General features: G+C 58.9%; 13 protein-coding genes. 8 read left to right on the top strand and 5 right to left on the bottom strand.

What is annotated here, in order from left to right:
• Positions 1–50: 50 nt before the first annotated feature.
• On the top strand, positions 51–458 hold the full coding sequence (locus ACSPHG_RS16015) for a YbhQ family protein (RefSeq protein WP_435954497.1): 408 nt from the start codon (positions 51–53) through the stop codon (positions 456–458).
• On the opposite strand, the gene ACSPHG_RS16010 is transcribed toward ACSPHG_RS16015, so the two are convergent.
• From ACSPHG_RS16010 to cecR, 5 genes are read right to left on the bottom strand one after another with little or no spacing between them, the layout of a single operon-like run.
• Entirely contained in the window at positions 420–1,526 is a 1,107-nt protein-coding gene (locus tag ACSPHG_RS16010; RefSeq protein ID WP_435954496.1) for an ABC transporter permease, read from the bottom strand. The two genes, ACSPHG_RS16015 and ACSPHG_RS16010, sit on opposite strands and share 39 nt — an antisense overlap.
• Positions 1,527–1,535: 9 nt before the next feature.
• Complete coding sequence (locus ACSPHG_RS16005) at positions 1,536–2,672, bottom strand: ABC transporter permease (protein ID WP_435954495.1); 1,137 nt, start codon at positions 2,670–2,672, stop codon at positions 1,536–1,538.
• Positions 2,659–4,410 (bottom strand): ATP-binding cassette domain-containing protein, encoded by a 1,752-nt coding sequence (locus ACSPHG_RS16000; RefSeq protein WP_435954494.1) that lies wholly within the window; start codon positions 4,408–4,410, stop codon positions 2,659–2,661. Before ACSPHG_RS16000 ends, ACSPHG_RS16005 begins: the two co-directional genes overlap by 14 nt.
• Positions 4,397–5,404 carry a secretion protein HlyD gene (gene hlyD, locus ACSPHG_RS15995; RefSeq protein ID WP_435954493.1) on the bottom strand — a complete coding sequence of 336 codons (1,008 nt, stop codon included), beginning with the start codon at positions 5,402–5,404 and terminating at the stop codon, positions 4,397–4,399. The genes ACSPHG_RS16000 and hlyD overlap by 14 nt, the downstream gene beginning before the upstream one ends.
• Positions 5,405–5,417: 13 nt before the next feature.
• A complete protein-coding gene (gene cecR / locus ACSPHG_RS15990) occupies positions 5,418–6,086 on the bottom strand; it encodes a transcriptional regulator CecR (protein WP_435954492.1) in 669 nt (222 codons plus the stop codon).
• Positions 6,087–6,336: 250 nt separating this feature from the next.
• Here cecR and rhlE point away from each other — a divergent pair, with 250 nt between their 5' ends.
• From rhlE to ACSPHG_RS15955, 7 genes are all read left to right on the top strand, one after another.
• The gene (rhlE, locus tag ACSPHG_RS15985; RefSeq protein ID WP_435954491.1) at positions 6,337–7,710 is read left to right on the top strand and encodes an ATP-dependent RNA helicase RhlE; all 1,374 of its coding nucleotides are present in this window, start codon (positions 6,337–6,339) and stop codon (positions 7,708–7,710) included.
• Between the two features lie 100 nt (positions 7,711–7,810).
• Positions 7,811–8,743, top strand: a complete 933-nt coding sequence (dusC, locus tag ACSPHG_RS15980; protein WP_435954490.1) for a tRNA dihydrouridine(16) synthase DusC — start codon at positions 7,811–7,813, stop codon at positions 8,741–8,743.
• A 291-nt stretch (positions 8,744–9,034) separates the two neighbouring features.
• Positions 9,035–10,594: a carbohydrate porin gene (locus tag ACSPHG_RS15975; protein WP_435954489.1), complete on the top strand. Its 1,560-nt coding sequence runs from the start codon at positions 9,035–9,037 to the stop codon at positions 10,592–10,594.
• A 29-nt stretch (positions 10,595–10,623) separates the two neighbouring features.
• Complete coding sequence (locus tag ACSPHG_RS15970; RefSeq protein ID WP_435956041.1) at positions 10,624–11,793, top strand: alpha/beta hydrolase-fold protein; 1,170 nt, start codon at positions 10,624–10,626, stop codon at positions 11,791–11,793.
• Between the two features lie 151 nt (positions 11,794–11,944).
• Complete coding sequence (gene bglG, locus ACSPHG_RS15965) at positions 11,945–12,787, top strand: transcriptional antiterminator BglG (protein ID WP_435954488.1); 843 nt, start codon at positions 11,945–11,947, stop codon at positions 12,785–12,787.
• 131 nt (positions 12,788–12,918) lie between these two features.
• Positions 12,919–14,787, top strand: a complete 1,869-nt coding sequence (gene bglF, locus ACSPHG_RS15960; RefSeq protein WP_435954487.1) for a PTS beta-glucoside transporter subunit IIABC — start codon at positions 12,919–12,921, stop codon at positions 14,785–14,787.
• Positions 14,788–14,801: 14 nt separating this feature from the next.
• Positions 14,802–16,196 (top strand): glycoside hydrolase family 1 protein, encoded by a 1,395-nt coding sequence (locus ACSPHG_RS15955; protein ID WP_435954486.1) that lies wholly within the window; start codon positions 14,802–14,804, stop codon positions 16,194–16,196.
• Positions 16,197–16,370: the final 174 nt, after the last annotated feature.

Here is a 16,370-nt window from a genome sequence, read left to right as displayed (position 1 = left end):
TACACTGGCGTACTCTGAAGAACAGGAAAATATATGCCGGGAGTGAATACATGAAGTGGCAACAGCGCGTGCAGGTGAAAACCGGCCTGACTTGTTGGCAGATTATGCTGCATTTGATGGTTGTGGTCGCACTGGTCGCAGGCTGGAAAATGAAGGCGCTAATTCCCGTTGGCGTAGGCCTGTGCCTGCTTTATGTCGCAACGGTCATCCTGATGTTTGTCTTCCAGCGCTTCCACAGCGGCAGGCTGCGCGACATCGGCGACTTCCTCGAAGAACTCACCACCACCTGGTATTTCGGCTCGGCGATGATCGCCCTGTGGCTGCTGTCCCGAGTGGTTGAAAGCAATTTACTGATAGCGGTAGCAGGCCTCGTCATGATTGCCGGGCCCGCTGTGTACTCCCTGCTCGCCAAAGACAAGTCAGGCGATTTTGCGACGAAACATCCAGTACGCCGCTGATCCCGTCGTGGCCGCAATCACCAGCAGCGGCCACACGCTTCCCCACACGATGTCAAAGCTCGCGTCCTTCAGGTAAATCTGCTTGGTAATGTCCGTGAAGTGGCGAATCGGGTTAACCCAGGTCAAATTCTGTAGCCACACCGGCATGTTCTCCACCGGCGATACGTATCCCGACAGCAAAATCGCCGGCATCATAAAGACAAACACCCCGATAAACGCCTGCTGCTGGGTCGAGCACAGCGCGGAAATCAGTAGCCCGAATCCCACCAGCGACAGCCCGTAAATCAGCATCGTGAAATAGAACAGCAGCACCGAGCCGGAGAAGGGGATTTTATACCCCCAGATCCCCACGCCCAGCACGATGGTGGCCTGGGCGATAGCGACAATCTGCGCCGGAACGGCCTTGCCGACGAAGATTTGCCAGGTGGCAAGCGGTGACACCAGAAGCTGGTCGAGCGTGCCCTGTTCGCGCTCGCGGGCGACCGAAAGCGACGTCACGATCATCACGCCGATGGTGGTTATCATGGCGATAAGCGACGGCACCACGAACCACTTATAGTCGAGATTCGGGTTATACCAGTTGCGCACCACCAGCTCGCTGTTGTTCGGCTTGGGTTGCCCGGTCATCAGCTCCAGCTGGTAGTTCTTCACGATCTGCTGGAGGTAGTTGGCGGCAATTTGCGCGCTGTTGGAGTTGCGGCCGTCGAGAATAATTTGCAGCTTCGCGGGCTGCAGGCTTGCCAGATCGCGCGAGAAGTCCGCCGGGAAGCGAATCAGCAGCAGCGCCTTCTGGTTATCGATCGTCGGCTGGATTTCCTGCGGGTTTTTTAGCAGCAGAACGTGGCTGAAGGCTTTAGCGCGCGCAAAGCGCTGCGTCAGCTCCACGGAATGGCTGCCGTTGTCCTCGTTATAAACGGCGATGGTGGCATTAGTCACCTCAAGCGTGGCGGCAAACGGGAACAGCACCACCTGTAGCACCACGGGCAGGATCAGGATGGCGCGGGTCTGCGGCTCCCGCAGCAGGGACTGTAGCTCTTTGCGAATCAAGGTCCATAGTCGATGAAACATAGCTTTCCCTTAATCGAGGCGACGCTTGGTTTTCAGCGCCGTGAGGCCGATAAACATCACCGCCGAAGCAATCAAAAACAGCACGTTGACCACCAGCACCGTGGCGATATTGCCCGCCAGGAACAGGCTTTGCAGCGTGCTGACGAAATAGCGGGCGGGTATAACGTAGGTCACGGCGCGAATGACGGCGGGCATGCTGTCAATCTGGAAGATAAAGCCCGACAGCATGATCGACGGCAGAAACGCCGCGTTCAGCGCCACCTGGGCGGCGTTAAACTGGTTGCGCGTGATGGTCGAAATCAGCAGGCCCATACCGAGCGTGCTGAGCAAAAACAGGCTGGTTATCAGGAACAAAAGCAGCAGCGAGCCGCGATAGGGCACGCCGAGAATAAACACCGAAACCAGCATACACAGCAGCATCGCCAGCATGCCCAGCACGTAATAGGGCAGCAGCTTGCACAGCAGCAGCTCGGTGCGCGTCACCTGGGTTGAAAGCAGCGCCTCCATGGTGCCGCGCTCCCACTCACGCGCCACCACCAGCGACGTCAAAATCGCGCCGATAACGGTCATGATGATGGTTATCGCGCCGGGAATAATAAAGTGCTGGCTGATGGCGGCGGGGTTAAACCAGTAGCGCAGCTGCACGTCAATCAGCGGCTCGAAGCTTTCGCCCCGGTCCTCTGCGCGCTGCTGCTGCCAGATCTGCCAGATGCCTTCTATATAGCCCTGCACGAAGTTTGCCGTGTTAGGCTCGCTGCCGTCGGTAATCACCTGTAGCGGCGCGTTTGCACCGGCGCGCGCCATGTTCTGCGCGAAGTCGGTGGGAATGACCACCATGCCGCGAATTTTCCCGGCCTGCATCAGTTGAATCAACTCGTGACGGTTGTCGCTAATCGTCGGCTGAATGTAGGGCGATGCGCTGATGGTATGGGCGAAATCCAGCGCCTCTTCGCTCTGCTGTTCAAGCAAAACCCCGACGTGCAGGCGGCTGGAATCCAGGTTAATGCCGTAGCCGAAGATAAACAGCAGCAGAAGGGGGATCACGACCGCAATCAGCCAGCTGCTGGGGTCGCGCACAATTTGGCGCGTTTCCTTTACGCACAGGGCGCGCACCCGTCGCCAGGAGAGAATTTTATGTTCGCTCATGCTCGTGCTCCTTATCCCACGCGTTTATCAGCGTGATAAACGCCTGTTCCATGGTCGGGTCGGGCTGCTCGTCGTCGGCCGCCTGCTGCTTAAGGTCGTCCGGCGTGCCGCTGGCGATAAGCTTGCCGCGATACACCAGGCCGATGCGGTCGCAGTATTCCGCTTCGTCCATAAAGTGCGTGGTGACCATCACCGTCACGCCTTTTTCCACCATGCTGTTGATGTGCAGCCAGAATTCGCGGCGCGTGATCGGGTCAACGCCCGAAGTCGGCTCGTCGAGAAACAGAATATCCGGCTCGTGCATCAGCGAGCAGGCCAGCGCCAGGCGCTGTTTGAAGCCGAGCGGCAGAGAGTCCGTGGCGCTGTTAAAGATCGGCTGGAGGTTGAACGCCTCGCTCATGCGGCGGATTTTCTCCTCCTGCGCCTTTCCGCGCAGGCCGTACACGCCCGAGAAGAAGCGCAGGTTCTGCGCCACCGTCAGGTTGCCGTACAGCGAGAACTTCTGCGCCATATAGCCAAGGTGCTGGCGCGCCTTGCCGGAGCTGGTTTTCAAATCCATATCCAGCACCAGCGCCTTGCCGGAGGTGGGCACCAGCAGCCCGCACATCATTTTGAACGTGGTGGATTTGCCCGCGCCGTTTGGCCCGAGCAGGCCGAAGATCTCGCCGCGCTGCACGGTAAAATCAACGTGGTCGGTCGCGGCGAAATCGCCGAATTTCTTGGTAAGCTGTTTTGCCTCGATCACCGTTTCGTCGTGGCTGCCTTCAACGGTATGCAGGATCTCCCCAAGCGGCGATTCCTGGGTGCCGGTGCCGCCCAGCAGGTCGATAAAAGCGTCTTCGAAGCGCGGGTCGGTCTGCGCGATGCGGTCTGGCGGCAGGTTTAGCGCCTGCGCCAACTCGTCGACCGTCGCATCCTTCGCCAGAATCAGGCGCACCGACCGGCCCTGAATCACGCCGTCGCTTATCTGTGGCAGCTTCAGCGCCCGCTGTAGCAGCTTACGGTTGTTTTCGTCACCGTTGCTGACCAGCAGCGAGCGTCCGGCCATTTTGCGCGTCAGCTCCTTCGGCGCGCCGTGGTAAAGCAGCTCGCCCTCGTTCATCAGCAGCACGTCGCGGCACTGTTCCGCCTCGTCGAGATAGGAGGTGCTCCACAGAATCAGCATGCCTTCGCCCGCAAGCTCGTGCACCATCTGCCACAGCTCGCGGCGCGATATCGGGTCTACGCCCACGCCCGGCTCGTCGAGCAGCAGCACCCTGGGCTGGCCGACCAGCGTACAGGCGAGGCCGAGCTTCTGCTTCATGCCGCCGGACAGCTTGCCCGCCAGCCGCGTGGTGAATGGCCCAAGCGAGGTAAACTCCAGCAGGCGCCTGAAGGTTTTCTCGCGCTCATCGCCCGTAATGCCGCGCAGGTCGGCATAGAGATTAAGGTTTTCCATCACCGTCAGGTCTTCGTACAGGCCGAATTTTTGCGGCATATATCCCAAAACGGCGTGCAGGGCGCGGTCGTCTGTAATCGGGTCTAGCCCGATGACGCTTGCGCTGCCCTCCGTCGGCTTCAGCAGGCCCGCCAGCATCCTCATTAGCGTCGTTTTGCCCGCGCCGTCTGGCCCCACCAGGCCGGTGACTTCCCCCGCGTGGATTACACACTCGAGGCTTGCCACCGCCGGTTTTTCCAGCTCCGGGAAGCTCTTCATCAGCCCCTGAAGGCGGATGATGCCGCTGTCATCGTGGCTCATGCTGGTTTCCATCGTTAAAGCTCACGGTGACCGGCATCCCCTGGCGCAGGGAGTCGTCCGCGTCGGTGACGATGATGCGCAGGCGATAGACTAAATCGGTGCGCAGGTCGGGCGTTTCCACGGTTTTAGGCGTGAACTCGGCGGTAGGGGAGACAAAGCCAATCTTGCCGTGATAGGGCTTATCGGGACGCCCGTCGGTGTAGATCTGCACTTCGGTGCCGGGCGTCGCGCGGTTAAGGCTGACTTCGTTGACGTAGGCGCGCACCCAGACCGGGCGCGTCAGGGAAAGGGTTAACACCGTGCTGCCCGCGTTAAGCATGCTGCCAGGCTCTACCGCGCGGGTCAGCAGCGTGCCGTCAGACGGGGCGATAAGCGTGGTGTCCTGTAAATCCAGGCGGGCCTGGGCAAGCTGCGCCTCGGCCTGCTGGAGGCTGGCCTGCGCCTGGGCGATTTCCTGCGGGCGGTTACCGGTACGATACTGGCTCAGCTTGTCGCGCGCGGCTTTCAGCGTGGCCTTTGCCTGGTCGCTTGAGGAGCGGGCGTTTTCCAGATCGTTGGCGGAAATCACGCGTCTTGCCCACAGCCCCTGCTGGCGCTGGTAGAAGTTCTGCGCGTAGTCGTAGGCGGCCTGCGCCTGATTCACCTGCGCCGCGGCCTGGGCGATTTCTTCGTCACGGTAGCCTGCAATAACCAGGTCAAACTTCGCCTGCGCCGCCGCGACGTTGGCCTCGGCCTGCTGTAAGGCGTTCTGATACGGCCCTTTGTCCAGCTCGCCGAGCGTTTCACCGGCTTTGATGGCGTCGCCTTCGTCGACCTGAAGCGCGGCAAGCCGCCCGCCGACGCGGAAGCTCAGGTTAACGGTGCGAATGTCCACGTTGCCAAACAGCTGCAGCGGCCTTTCTCGTTCGCTTTGATACCACATCCAGCCGCCGACGCAGGCGGCCACCAGCGCGATTATCACTATGAGGGCAACAAGGGGCTTTTTGTTCTTCATCGCACGATCTTCCTCACTTAGACAATCCCTGCAGGATGAAATCGACGTGGCTTAGCACCACGCCGCTGATTTGCTGCACGCCCGGCCGGTCGAAGGTGGTCCAGCCGGTGCGGAGTAAAATCGTTTCGCGCCCCAGCCGGAAGGCGAGCACCTGTCCGAGCAGCGCGTGGGTGTGCAAAATGGTTTCGGTATCCAATGGGTCACGCCCGGTATAGCGGCCCACGAGGCTCGTCAGGTGGGCGTGCATCGGCGCAATCACCCGGTCGTGAATAAGCTGGTAGGCGGGCGTCGGGGAGAGCTGCTCGCGGGAGATAAACTTGCTCAGGTTCAACGTTTCGTCGGCGGTGAGCAGGTTAATCATGTGCGTGCAGGCGGTGTGGATAAGCTCGCGGATTTCCGCTTTGTCCGGCTCGGGCTTGCGAAGAATCGCCTCGGCGGCCTGCACGTGCGGCTGAAAGTTGTGGTTGATAAAATCCGCGATCCACCCGGCGCAGGCCATATACAGCTCTTCCTTCGAGCCGAAGTAATAGGTGATGGCCGCGATGTTTTGCCCGGCAAGGGCGGCGATATCGCGCGTGGTGGCGTGCAGTCCGTATTCGCCAAACTGCGCGATGGCGGCGTTAATCAGGGTGTTTTTTGCCTGTTCACCGCGTGAGGTGACGGGCGTCGGCGTGGTGGGCATACCGACCTCTTAAAAAGTTAATCAATCGATTGATTAAGAGTAGGCCGTAAGGCTCGGACTGTCTAGCGGCGAATATTTGTTCTGTGAATGTGCCCCAAAAAGAGAAATTGTGCGGAGTATCACAAAAGATGCTACACTGCGCCCCTTATGGCACCGTGGTTTGTGCCCCTCTACTCGCCAGGATGCTGGCGTCATATGAACCCCTGGAAACTACACCGCGCCTCGCGGTCAGGGCGATTCTGGAGTACCTATGTCTTTTGATTCTCTCGGCCTGAATGCCGATATTCTGCGTGCGGTGGAAGAGCAGGGCTATCGCGAGCCTACCCCAATCCAACGCCAGGCGATCCCGGTAGTTTTAGCAGGCCGCGACCTGATGGCCAGTGCCCAGACCGGCACCGGCAAAACCGCAGGTTTTACCCTGCCGCTGCTGCAGCGTCTGGTAGACAATCAGCCGCATGCCAAAGGCCGTCGCCCGGTGCGCGCCCTGATCCTCACGCCAACCCGTGAGCTGGCCGCCCAAATCGGCGAAAACGTGCGTGACTACAGCAAATATTTAGATATCCGCTCGCTGGTGGTTTTCGGCGGCGTGAGCATTAACCCGCAGATGATGAAGCTGCGCAGCGGCGTTGACGTGCTGGTGGCAACCCCTGGCCGCCTGCTGGATCTGGAACACCAGAATGCCGTCAAACTCGACCAGGTAGAAATCCTCGTCCTTGATGAAGCCGACCGCATGCTGGACATGGGCTTCATCCACGACATCCGTCGCGTGCTGGCAAAACTGCCCGCCCGCCGTCAGAACCTGCTGTTCTCCGCCACCTTCTCTGACGACATCAAGGGCCTGGCTGAAAAGCTGCTGCACAACCCGGAAGAAGTCTCCGTGGCGCGCCGCAACACCGCTTCTGAGCAGGTGACTCAGCACGTTCATTTCGTTGATAAGAAACGTAAAAGAGAACTTCTGTCGCAGATGATTGGCGAAGGCAACTGGCAGCAGGTGCTGGTCTTCACCCGTACCAAACACGGTGCTAACCATCTGGCTGAACAGCTGGGTAAAGACGGCATCACCGCCGCCGCTATCCACGGTAACAAGAGTCAGGGCGCTCGTACCCGCGCGCTGGCCGATTTCAAATCCGGCGGCATTCGCGTGCTGGTGGCAACGGATATCGCGGCCCGCGGCCTGGATATCGAAGAGCTGCCGCACGTCGTAAACTACGAGCTGCCAAACGTGCCGGAAGACTACGTGCACCGCATCGGCCGTACCGGCCGCGCTGCGGCTACCGGTGAAGCGCTGTCGCTGGTCTGTGTTGATGAACACAAACTGCTGCGCGACATCGAACGCCTGCTCAAGCGCGAAGTGCCGCGCATGGCGATTCCGGGTTACGAAGTGGATCCGTCCATTCCTGCCGAGCCGATCGTTAACGGTCGTCAACAGCAGCGCGGCGGCGGTCGTGGCAACGGCGGCGGTCAGGGTCAGGGCCAGCGTCGTGGCGGCAACGGCAGCAGCGCGCCGTCCGACCGCAGCAGCGCACCGCGTCGCCAGTCTCGCCCACAGGGCGATGGCGCAGCAAAACCGGCAGGCGCGAACGGGCGTCGTCGTGCACCGCGCAAACCGGCTGCATCTAACTAAAAATCAGTCCTCGTAGGTCGGGTAAGCGTAGCGCTACCCGACATTCTCGGTGGATGGCGCTACGCTTATCCACCCTACGAGCTTTTTACCGGAACAATTTATGCGTGTGCTTCTTGCGCCGATGGAAGGGGTTCTCGACTCGCTGGTTCGAGAGCTGCTGACCGAGGTTAATGACTACGACCTGTGCATCACCGAATTTCTTCGCGTGGTCGATCAGCTTTTACCGGTAAAATCCTTTCATAAACTCTGCCCTGAACTACTGCATAACAGCCGAACCCCTTCGGGGACGTTGGTGCGCGTGCAGCTTCTGGGGCAGTACCCGCAGTGGCTCGCTGAAAATGCCGCAAGAGCCGTTGAGCTTGGCTCTTGGGGCGTCGATCTCAACTGCGGCTGCCCCTCTAAGCTGGTTAACGGCAGCGGCGGCGGGGCGACGCTGTTAAAAGACCCTGAACTGATTTATCGCGGCGCGAAAGCGATGCGTGAAGCGGTGCCTGCACAACTCCCGGTGACGGTTAAAATTCGCCTCGGCTGGGATAGCGGCGCGCGCCAGTTTGAAATCGCCGACGCGGTACAGCAGGCGGGCGCAACCGAGCTCGTCGTTCACGGCCGCACTAAAGAAGACGGCTACAGGGCCGAGCTGATTAACTGGGCGGCCATCGGCGAAATCCACCAGCGTCTGTCTATTCCGGTCATCGCCAACGGTGAAATCTGGGACTGGCAGAGCGCACAGGCGTGCATGGCGGCAACCGGCTGCGACGCGGTGATGATCGGGCGCGGCGCGCTGAACGTGCCGAACCTCAGCAGGGTTATCAAATACAACGAACCGCGCATGCCGTGGCCGGACGTCGTCAGGCTGCTGCAAAAATACAGCCAGCTTGAAAAGCAGGGCGATACGGGGATGTACCACGTTGCGCGTATCAAACAGTGGCTGGGCTATTTGCGCAAAGAGTACGTTGAGGCAACGGAGCTGTTCACCGAGATCCGCACGCTTAAAAGCTCGGCGGCAATTGGTCAGGCAATTAACGGCCTTTAATTAAATGAACCGCTAAGAGTAAGCCATTAAAAAAATAGAGGCGGCTCACAGACTATTTAACCAGGCATTGCTATTGCTCTGGTAATGCTTATTATCGGCATCGCAAATACAACTGGATTGTTACTGCTTCGGCAGGCAAAACCTGACTCATCTCTTCTGAGATGGTCAGGTTTTTTTGTTTTTGCGCCTAATGAATATAAAAGGCACGGCTTTACGCGAGATAAAAATCGTGGCGGCCAGCTATTGCCTGAATCTAACTACCTATTGCTCGCTTACCTTCGGGGTATTGATATGGATATTAAGTCACGCTATCTATTAGGTCTGGCGCTAATAGCGCCGGTCGCTTTTCCAACTTTTGCACAGCAGGTCGGTAAATTAACCGTTGAGCAGCGACTCGAACTGCTGGAAAAAGATCTGCGCGAAACTAAGCAGGAGCTGAAATATTATAAATCTCAGGCCAGGAATAATAATATTGATGCGCCAGATGTTTTAGCCTCGCAAACCACCCGGCCGACCGAGGTCGTCGTTTCCTCCTCCACGGTAACCGGCGCGACCGCCGCCATGCCGCTAAAAGACTTCAGCAAATACGTCAAAGACGAAATTGGCTTTAGCTACAGCGGCTACTTCCGTTCCGGCTGGGCCACCACCACCAAAGGCGCGCCGAAATCCTGGGCAATCGGCTCGCTGGGCCGCCTGGGCAACGAATACTCCAGCTGGTTTGATCTGCAGCTGTCGCAGCGGGTTTATAGCGAAGGCGATAAATCGGTGTATGCCGTGGTGCTGATGGACGGTAACGTCGGCCAGCAATACTCGGCGGGCTGGTTCGGTGACAACCAGAACAACGAGAATTTCCTCCAGTTTTCAGATATCTATGTTTCGGCAAAAGGCTTCCTGCCCTTTGCGCCAGAGGCCGACCTGTGGGTGGGCAAACATCAGCTACCGAAGTATGAAGTACAGATGCTGGACTGGAAAACCCAGCGCACCGATGCCGCAGGCGGGATCGGTATTGAGAACCTGAAGGCGGGCGGCGGCAAGCTGGATATCGCGCTGCTGCGTGAGGACGTGGACGGCTACAATCGCGACTTGAGCCAGTCGCAGAAGCTCAACGTCAACACCATCGACGCCCGCTATAAGGAAATTCCGCTCTGGGACGGGGCCGAGCTTATGCTCAACGGCCGCTATGCCATGGCCAATCAGACGGACGAACAGAAAGACAACGAAAATAACAACGGCTACTACCGCTGGAAAGATACCTGGATGGTGGGCACCGCGCTGAAGCAGAAATTTGACGCAGGCGGATTTAATGAATTTAGCTTCCTGGTCGCCAATAATTCACTGGCCAGCAGCTTTGCCCGTTATTCCGGCTCCAGCCCCTATACCTCCTTCAACGGACGCTATTATGGCGACCATACCGGCGGAACGGCAATTCGCCTGGTTTCGCAGGGGGAAATGTATTTACGCGACGATATTATCCTTGCTAACTCTCTGGTTTATTCCAGCGGCGAGGACGTTTATAGCTATGAAACCGGGGCGCACAGTGATTTTGAAAGCTTCCGCGCCGTAATTCGCCCGGCTTATATCTGGAGTAAATACAATCAAACCGGCGTTGAGCTAGCCTATTTCAACCAGCAAAATAAAAATCAGTTTGGCGACGAGTTTACCGAGTCCGGCTATAAAACGACGCTCTACCACGCATTAAAGGTGAATACGAGTATGTTAACGTCCCGTCCGGAAATCCGTTTCTATGCTACATATATTCATGCATTGAATAATGAGCTGGATAATTTCAGCTTTGCGGATGAGAAAAAAGATCAGCTGGCGATCGGCGCTCAGGCTGAAGTGTGGTGGTAACACTTAAGGGAAATAAAATGAAAATCAGAATGCGTTATTTATCTCTGGTAGTTATAGGTTTGCTGGGCGCTCCGGCATTGCAGGCGGCGGCGCTTCCCGCGACGCCTGCCGCGACGGTGCCCGTAAGCCAGTACATCACGGCGCTGAACGGCGATAACTCCGTCACCTTCCGCCTGTACGCGCCTGCGGCAAAGCGCGTGTCGGTGGTCACCGGCAGCACGCCGGACAGCCAGGTTTCCCACGATATGAGCCGTGACGAGTCCGGCGTCTGGTCGTGGACGAGCGAAAAGCTCGCGCCAAACCTCTACGAATACTTCTTTGACGTGGACGGGTTCCGCAGCATTGACACCGGCAGCCGCTTCACCAAGCCTCAGCGCCAGGTGAATACCAGCCTGATTCTGGTGCCCGGCGGGATACTGGACGAACGCGCCGTGCCGCACGGCGAGCTGCGCACGTTAACCTATCATTCCAACGCGCTGAGCGCCGAACGCCAGGTTTACGTGTGGACGCCGCCGGGCTACAGGCAGGACGGCGAACCGCTGCCGGTGCTCTATTTCTATCACGGCTTTGGCGACACCGGCCTGTCGGCCATTACGCAGGGGCGCATTCCGCAAATCATGGATAACCTGCTGGCGGAAGGCAAAATCAAGCCGATGCTGGTGGTGGTGCCGGATACCGAAACCGACGTCAAACAGGCGGTTGCGGAGAATTTCCCGCCCGCCGAACGCCGCAAGGATTTCTACCCGCTTAACGCCGCGGCGGCCGATAAAGAGCTGATGGAAGATATTATTCCGCTGATCGACAGCCGCTTTACGGTCCGCAAAGACGCGGCGGGAAGGGCGCTGGCCGGGCTTTCTCAGGGCGGCTACCAGGCGCTGGTGTCGGGCATGAGCCATCTGGACAGCTTCGGCTGGCTGGCGACCTTCAGCGGCGTCAGCACCACCACCGTGCCGAACGAGGCCGTTTCCCGCCAGCTGGCGCAGCCGCAGGCCATCAACAGCCAGCTGCACAATTTTACGCTGGTGGTGGGCGATAAGGACGGCGTGACCGGCAAGGATATCGCGGGGCTGAAAAGCGAGCTGGAAAAACAGGGCGTGAAGTTTAGCTACAAGTCTTACCCCGGCCTCGGCCATGAAATGGACGTCTGGCGCCCGGCCTATGCTGAATTCGTCCAGCAGCTGTTTGTCACAAAATCCTAAGCGAGATCGCCGTCACGCTTTGTAAAACGCCTCGCCCACAGGCGGGGCGAAACTGCTAAAGTAGCCGGATTGGATTGTTACTGCTTCGGCAGGCAAAACCTGATTTTCTGGCCCAGGCCGGAGGTCAGGTTTTTTTGTTTCTGGGGTAACGATGAAGATCGCCAAAATACTCAATAACAACGTGGTGGTGATTCTCGATGAATACCAGCGCGAACAGGTGGTCATGGGGCGCGGGCTGGGGTTCCAGAAGCACGTTGGCGACAGCCTTGATGCGGACAAAATCGAAAAGGTGTTTGCCCTGCAAAGCGACGAGCTGGTGGCGCGCCTGAGCGAGCTGCTCAACCAGATTCCGCTGGAGGTGATGACCACCTGCGACCGCATCATCGAGCTGTCGCGCCAGCGTTTGGGCAAGCTGCAGGAAAGCCTTTATGTCTCGTTGACCGACCACTGCCATTTTGCCATCGAGCGGCAAAAGAAGGGCGTGGCGATCCGCAACGTGCTGCTCTGGGAGATTAAGCGCCTTTATCCCAAAGAGTTTTTGCTGGGCCAGGAGGCGCTCGACATCATCGAAAAGCGCCTTGCGGTGCGGCTGGCGGAAGACGAGGCGGGGTTTATCGCGCTGCATCTGGTTACCGCCCAGCTCAACAGCGAAATGCCGGAGGTCATGCACGTCACGCGCGTGATGCAGGAAATCCTTAACATCGTGAAGTACCAGCTGAGGCTGGAATACGATGAAGAGAGCCTGAGCTATCAGCGGTTCGTCACCCATCTGAAGTTTTTCGCCCAACGCATGCTGAGCCGCAACGTTGTGGCCGACGATGACGCTACGCTGCACGCCGCCGTAAAGGACAACTATCCGCAGGCCTGGCGCTGCGCGGAGAAGATCGATAAGCATTTAGGCGCTGAATATCAGCGTGAGTTAACCACAGAAGAAATTATGTTCCTCGCCATCCACATCGAGCGGGTACGTAAAGAGAGCCGCAAGGCTTCATAAATAGGATTGCTACTGCTTCGGCAGGCAAAACCTGAGCGTTGGTCACCCCTTTTGGGGCGGCCCCTCAGGTTTTTTTTTGCATTTTACTCAGTCGCACATCGCCCGCGGGCGATAAGTGAAAGGAAGGAACTATGGAGTATCAACAACTTGCGAAGGATATTCTGGCGCAGATTGGCGGGCGCGAGAACATTGTCAGCCTGGTGCACTGCGCCACGCGGCTGCGTTTCAAGCTGAAGGACCAGAAGCGTGCTGACGCCGCAAAGCTCAAGCAAAACCCCGGCGTCATCATGGTGGTAGAAAGCGGCGGGCAGTTTCAGGTGGTGATCGGCAACCACGTTCATGACGTCTACAACGCGGTCTGCGCCGAGGCGGGGCTGAAGGACGAGAGCCAGCAGCAAAGCCAGAAGTCGGAAGAAAAGGCCAACCTGCTCGGGCGGCTGATCGATATCGTTTCGGCAATTTTCACCCCGTTCCTCGGCGTGATGGCCGCCTCCGGTATTCTCAAAGGGCTGCTCGCGCTCGCGGTTGTCTGCGGCTGGCTGACGACCGACGGCGGCACCTACAGGCTGTGGTTTGCGGCAAGCGACGCGCTGTTCTACTTTTTCCCGCTCGCGCTTGGCTACACCGCCGGGAAAAAGTTTGGCGGCAGCCCGTTTATCACCATGGCGATTGGCGGCGCGCTTACCCATCCCGTGGTGCTACAGGCCTTTGAGGCGAGCGGCCAGGCGGGCGCGGTGACCGAGCATTTCCTCGGCATCCCCATCACCTTTATCAACTACAGCTCGTCGGTGATGCCCATCATCTTCGCCGCGTGGGCAAGCTGCTGGCTGGAGAAACATTGCAACAGGCTGCTGCCGTCTGCGGTGCGCAACTTCTTTACGCCGCTGGTCTGCCTCGCCGTCGTCGTGCCGCTGACGTTCCTGCTGATCGGCCCGCTGGCGACCTGGCTCAGCCAAATGCTGGCGCACGGCTATCAGGCCATTTACGCCTTCGCGCCGTGGCTCGCGGGCGGGTTTATGGGCGCGGCCTGGCAGGTATGCGTGATTTTTGGCCTGCACTGGGGGCTGGTGCCGCTGATGATCAACAACCTGAGCGTGCTGGGCTACGACACCCTCGTGCCGCTGCTGCTGCCGGCGGTAATGGGGCAGGTTGGGGCCGCGCTCGGCGTTATGCTGCGCACCCGCGATAAAAAGCTCAAAGTGCTGGCCGGCTCGGCGGTGACGGCGGGGATCTTCGGCATCACCGAACCGGCGGTCTACGGCGTCACGCTGCCAAACCGCCGTCCGTTTATTTTTGGCTGCATAGCCGGTGCCGTGGGCGGGGTGATCATCGGCTACTGCCAGAGCAGCGTTTACTCGTTTGGCCTGGTGAGCGTCTTCACCTTTGCGCAGATTATCCCTTCTAGCGGGGTGGATCTCACGGTTTGGGGCGCGATTATCGGTACGGTTCTGTCGCTGGTGCTAGCCTGTACCCTGACGTGGTTTGCGGGCCTGCCGCGTGCACAAACGCACGAAGCGGGCGCGAGCGAGATTGCGCCAACCGGCGATGACGACATTTTGGCGCCGATGAGCGGCACCGTTCTGGCGATGGACCAGGTGCCCGATGCCACCTTCGCCAGCGGCCTGCTGGGGCTAGGGGCGGCCATTATTCCGCTCGGCAATCAGGTTATCGCGCCTTTCCACGGCGAGGTTGCCTCGCTGTTCCAGACGCGCCATGCCATCGGCCTGCTCAGCGATAGCGGCATCGAAGTGCTGATCCATGTCGGCATCGACACCGTGAAGCTCGACGGCCAGCACTTCACCGCCCATGTAAAGCCGGGCGACAAAATTCAGCCGGGCGACCTGCTTATCGAGTTTGACCGCCAGGCGATTCTGGCGGCGGGCTACGATCTCGCCACGCCGGTGATTATCAGCAACAGCGACGATTACGCGGCGGTTGAGCGCGTATCGCAAAGCGCCATTATTGATTCAGGCATGCCGTTCCTGACGGTGCGCCGCTAGCAAAGGAGAAGGACATGAAAGCATTTCCCGAGACGTTTCTATGGGGCGGCGCGGTAGCCGCAAATCAGGTAGAAGGCGCATGGCAGGAGGACGGCAAGGGGATCTCCACCTCCGACGTCCAGCCGCACGGGCTGTTCGGCGAGGTCGTCGAGCGCAGGGAGGGTGACACGGGCATCAAAGACGTGGCGATCGATTTTTACCATCGCTACCCGGAAGATATCTCGCTGTTTGCCGAAATGGGCTTCAGCTGCCTGCGCGTCTCGATAGCCTGGACGCGCATCTTCCCGCAGGGCGATGAGCAAACGCCGAACGAGGCGGGCCTCGCCTATTACGACCGCCTGTTCGACGAGCTGGCAAAGCACAACATCACGCCGATGGTGACGCTTTCCCACTACGAAATGCCGTGGGGGCTGGTAAAAAATTACGGCGGCTGGGGGAATCGCGAGGTCATTACTTTCTTCGAACGCTATGCCCGCACCGTCTTCACGCGCTTTAAGAACAAGGTGAAGCTGTGGCTAACCTTCAATGAAATCAACATGTCGCTGCACGCGCCGATGACCGGCGTCGGCCTGCCGGAAGACAGCAGCAGGGCGCAAATCTACCAGGCGATTCATCACCAACTGGTGGCAAGCGCCCTGGCGGTAAAGGCCTGCCACGAAATAATCCCGGACGCGCGCATCGGCAATATGCTGCTCGGCGGCCTGGTTTATCCGCTGACGTGCAGGCCGGAAGACGTGCTGGAAACGCTTAAAGAGAACCGCACCTGGCTGTTCTTCGGCGACGTTCAGTGCCGCGGCGAATACCCGGGCTACATGCTGCGCTACTTCCGGGATAACGGCATCGAACTGGACATCAGCGAGAGCGACCGCGAGGCGCTGAAAACTACCGTCGACTTTATCTCGTTTAGCTACTACATGACCGGCTGCGTGTCGGCGGATGAAGAGGTGAACGCGAAGGCGCGCGGCAATATCCTCAGCATGGTGCCGAACCCGCATCTGGCGAGCTCGGAATGGGGCTGGCAGATTGACCCGATTGGCCTACGCATCCTGCTCAACGAGCTGTGGGATCGCTATCAAAAACCGCTGTTTATCGTGGAAAACGGCCTCGGCGCCAGGGACAAGCTCGAAGCCGACGGCACGGTGCATGACGACTATCGCATCAGCTATCTCAACGACCACCTGGTGCAGGTGCGCGAGGCGATTGAGGACGGGGTACAGGTGCTCGGCTACACCTGCTGGGGGCCAATCGATCTGGTGAGCGCCTCGAAGGCGGAGCTGTCCAAGCGCTACGGCTTTATCTACGTTGACCGCGACGACCAGGGCAACGGCACGCTGGCGCGTTCGCGCAAGAAAAGCTTCTATTGGTATAAAGAGGTGATTGCCACCAACGGCGGGAGCTTGAAAGAGTAAGGGAACCGGCGGCGGATGGCGCTAACGCTTATCCGCCCTACAAATTACCCTCGAATCGTATTTGGATTGTAGGAACCGTAGGTCGGATAAGCAAAGCGCCATCCGGCAATTATCCCGCAATGGCACCGTAGGTCGGATAAGCGAAGCGCCATCCGGCAATTATCCCGCAATGGC

Source organism: Dryocola baronae (genome assembly GCF_051297175.1).
In the GTDB taxonomy this organism is placed as follows: domain Bacteria; phylum Pseudomonadota; class Gammaproteobacteria; order Enterobacterales; family Enterobacteriaceae; genus Dryocola.
Note: the sequence above shows the minus strand (reverse complement) of the source record. Positions and strands in the feature narration are given on the sequence as shown.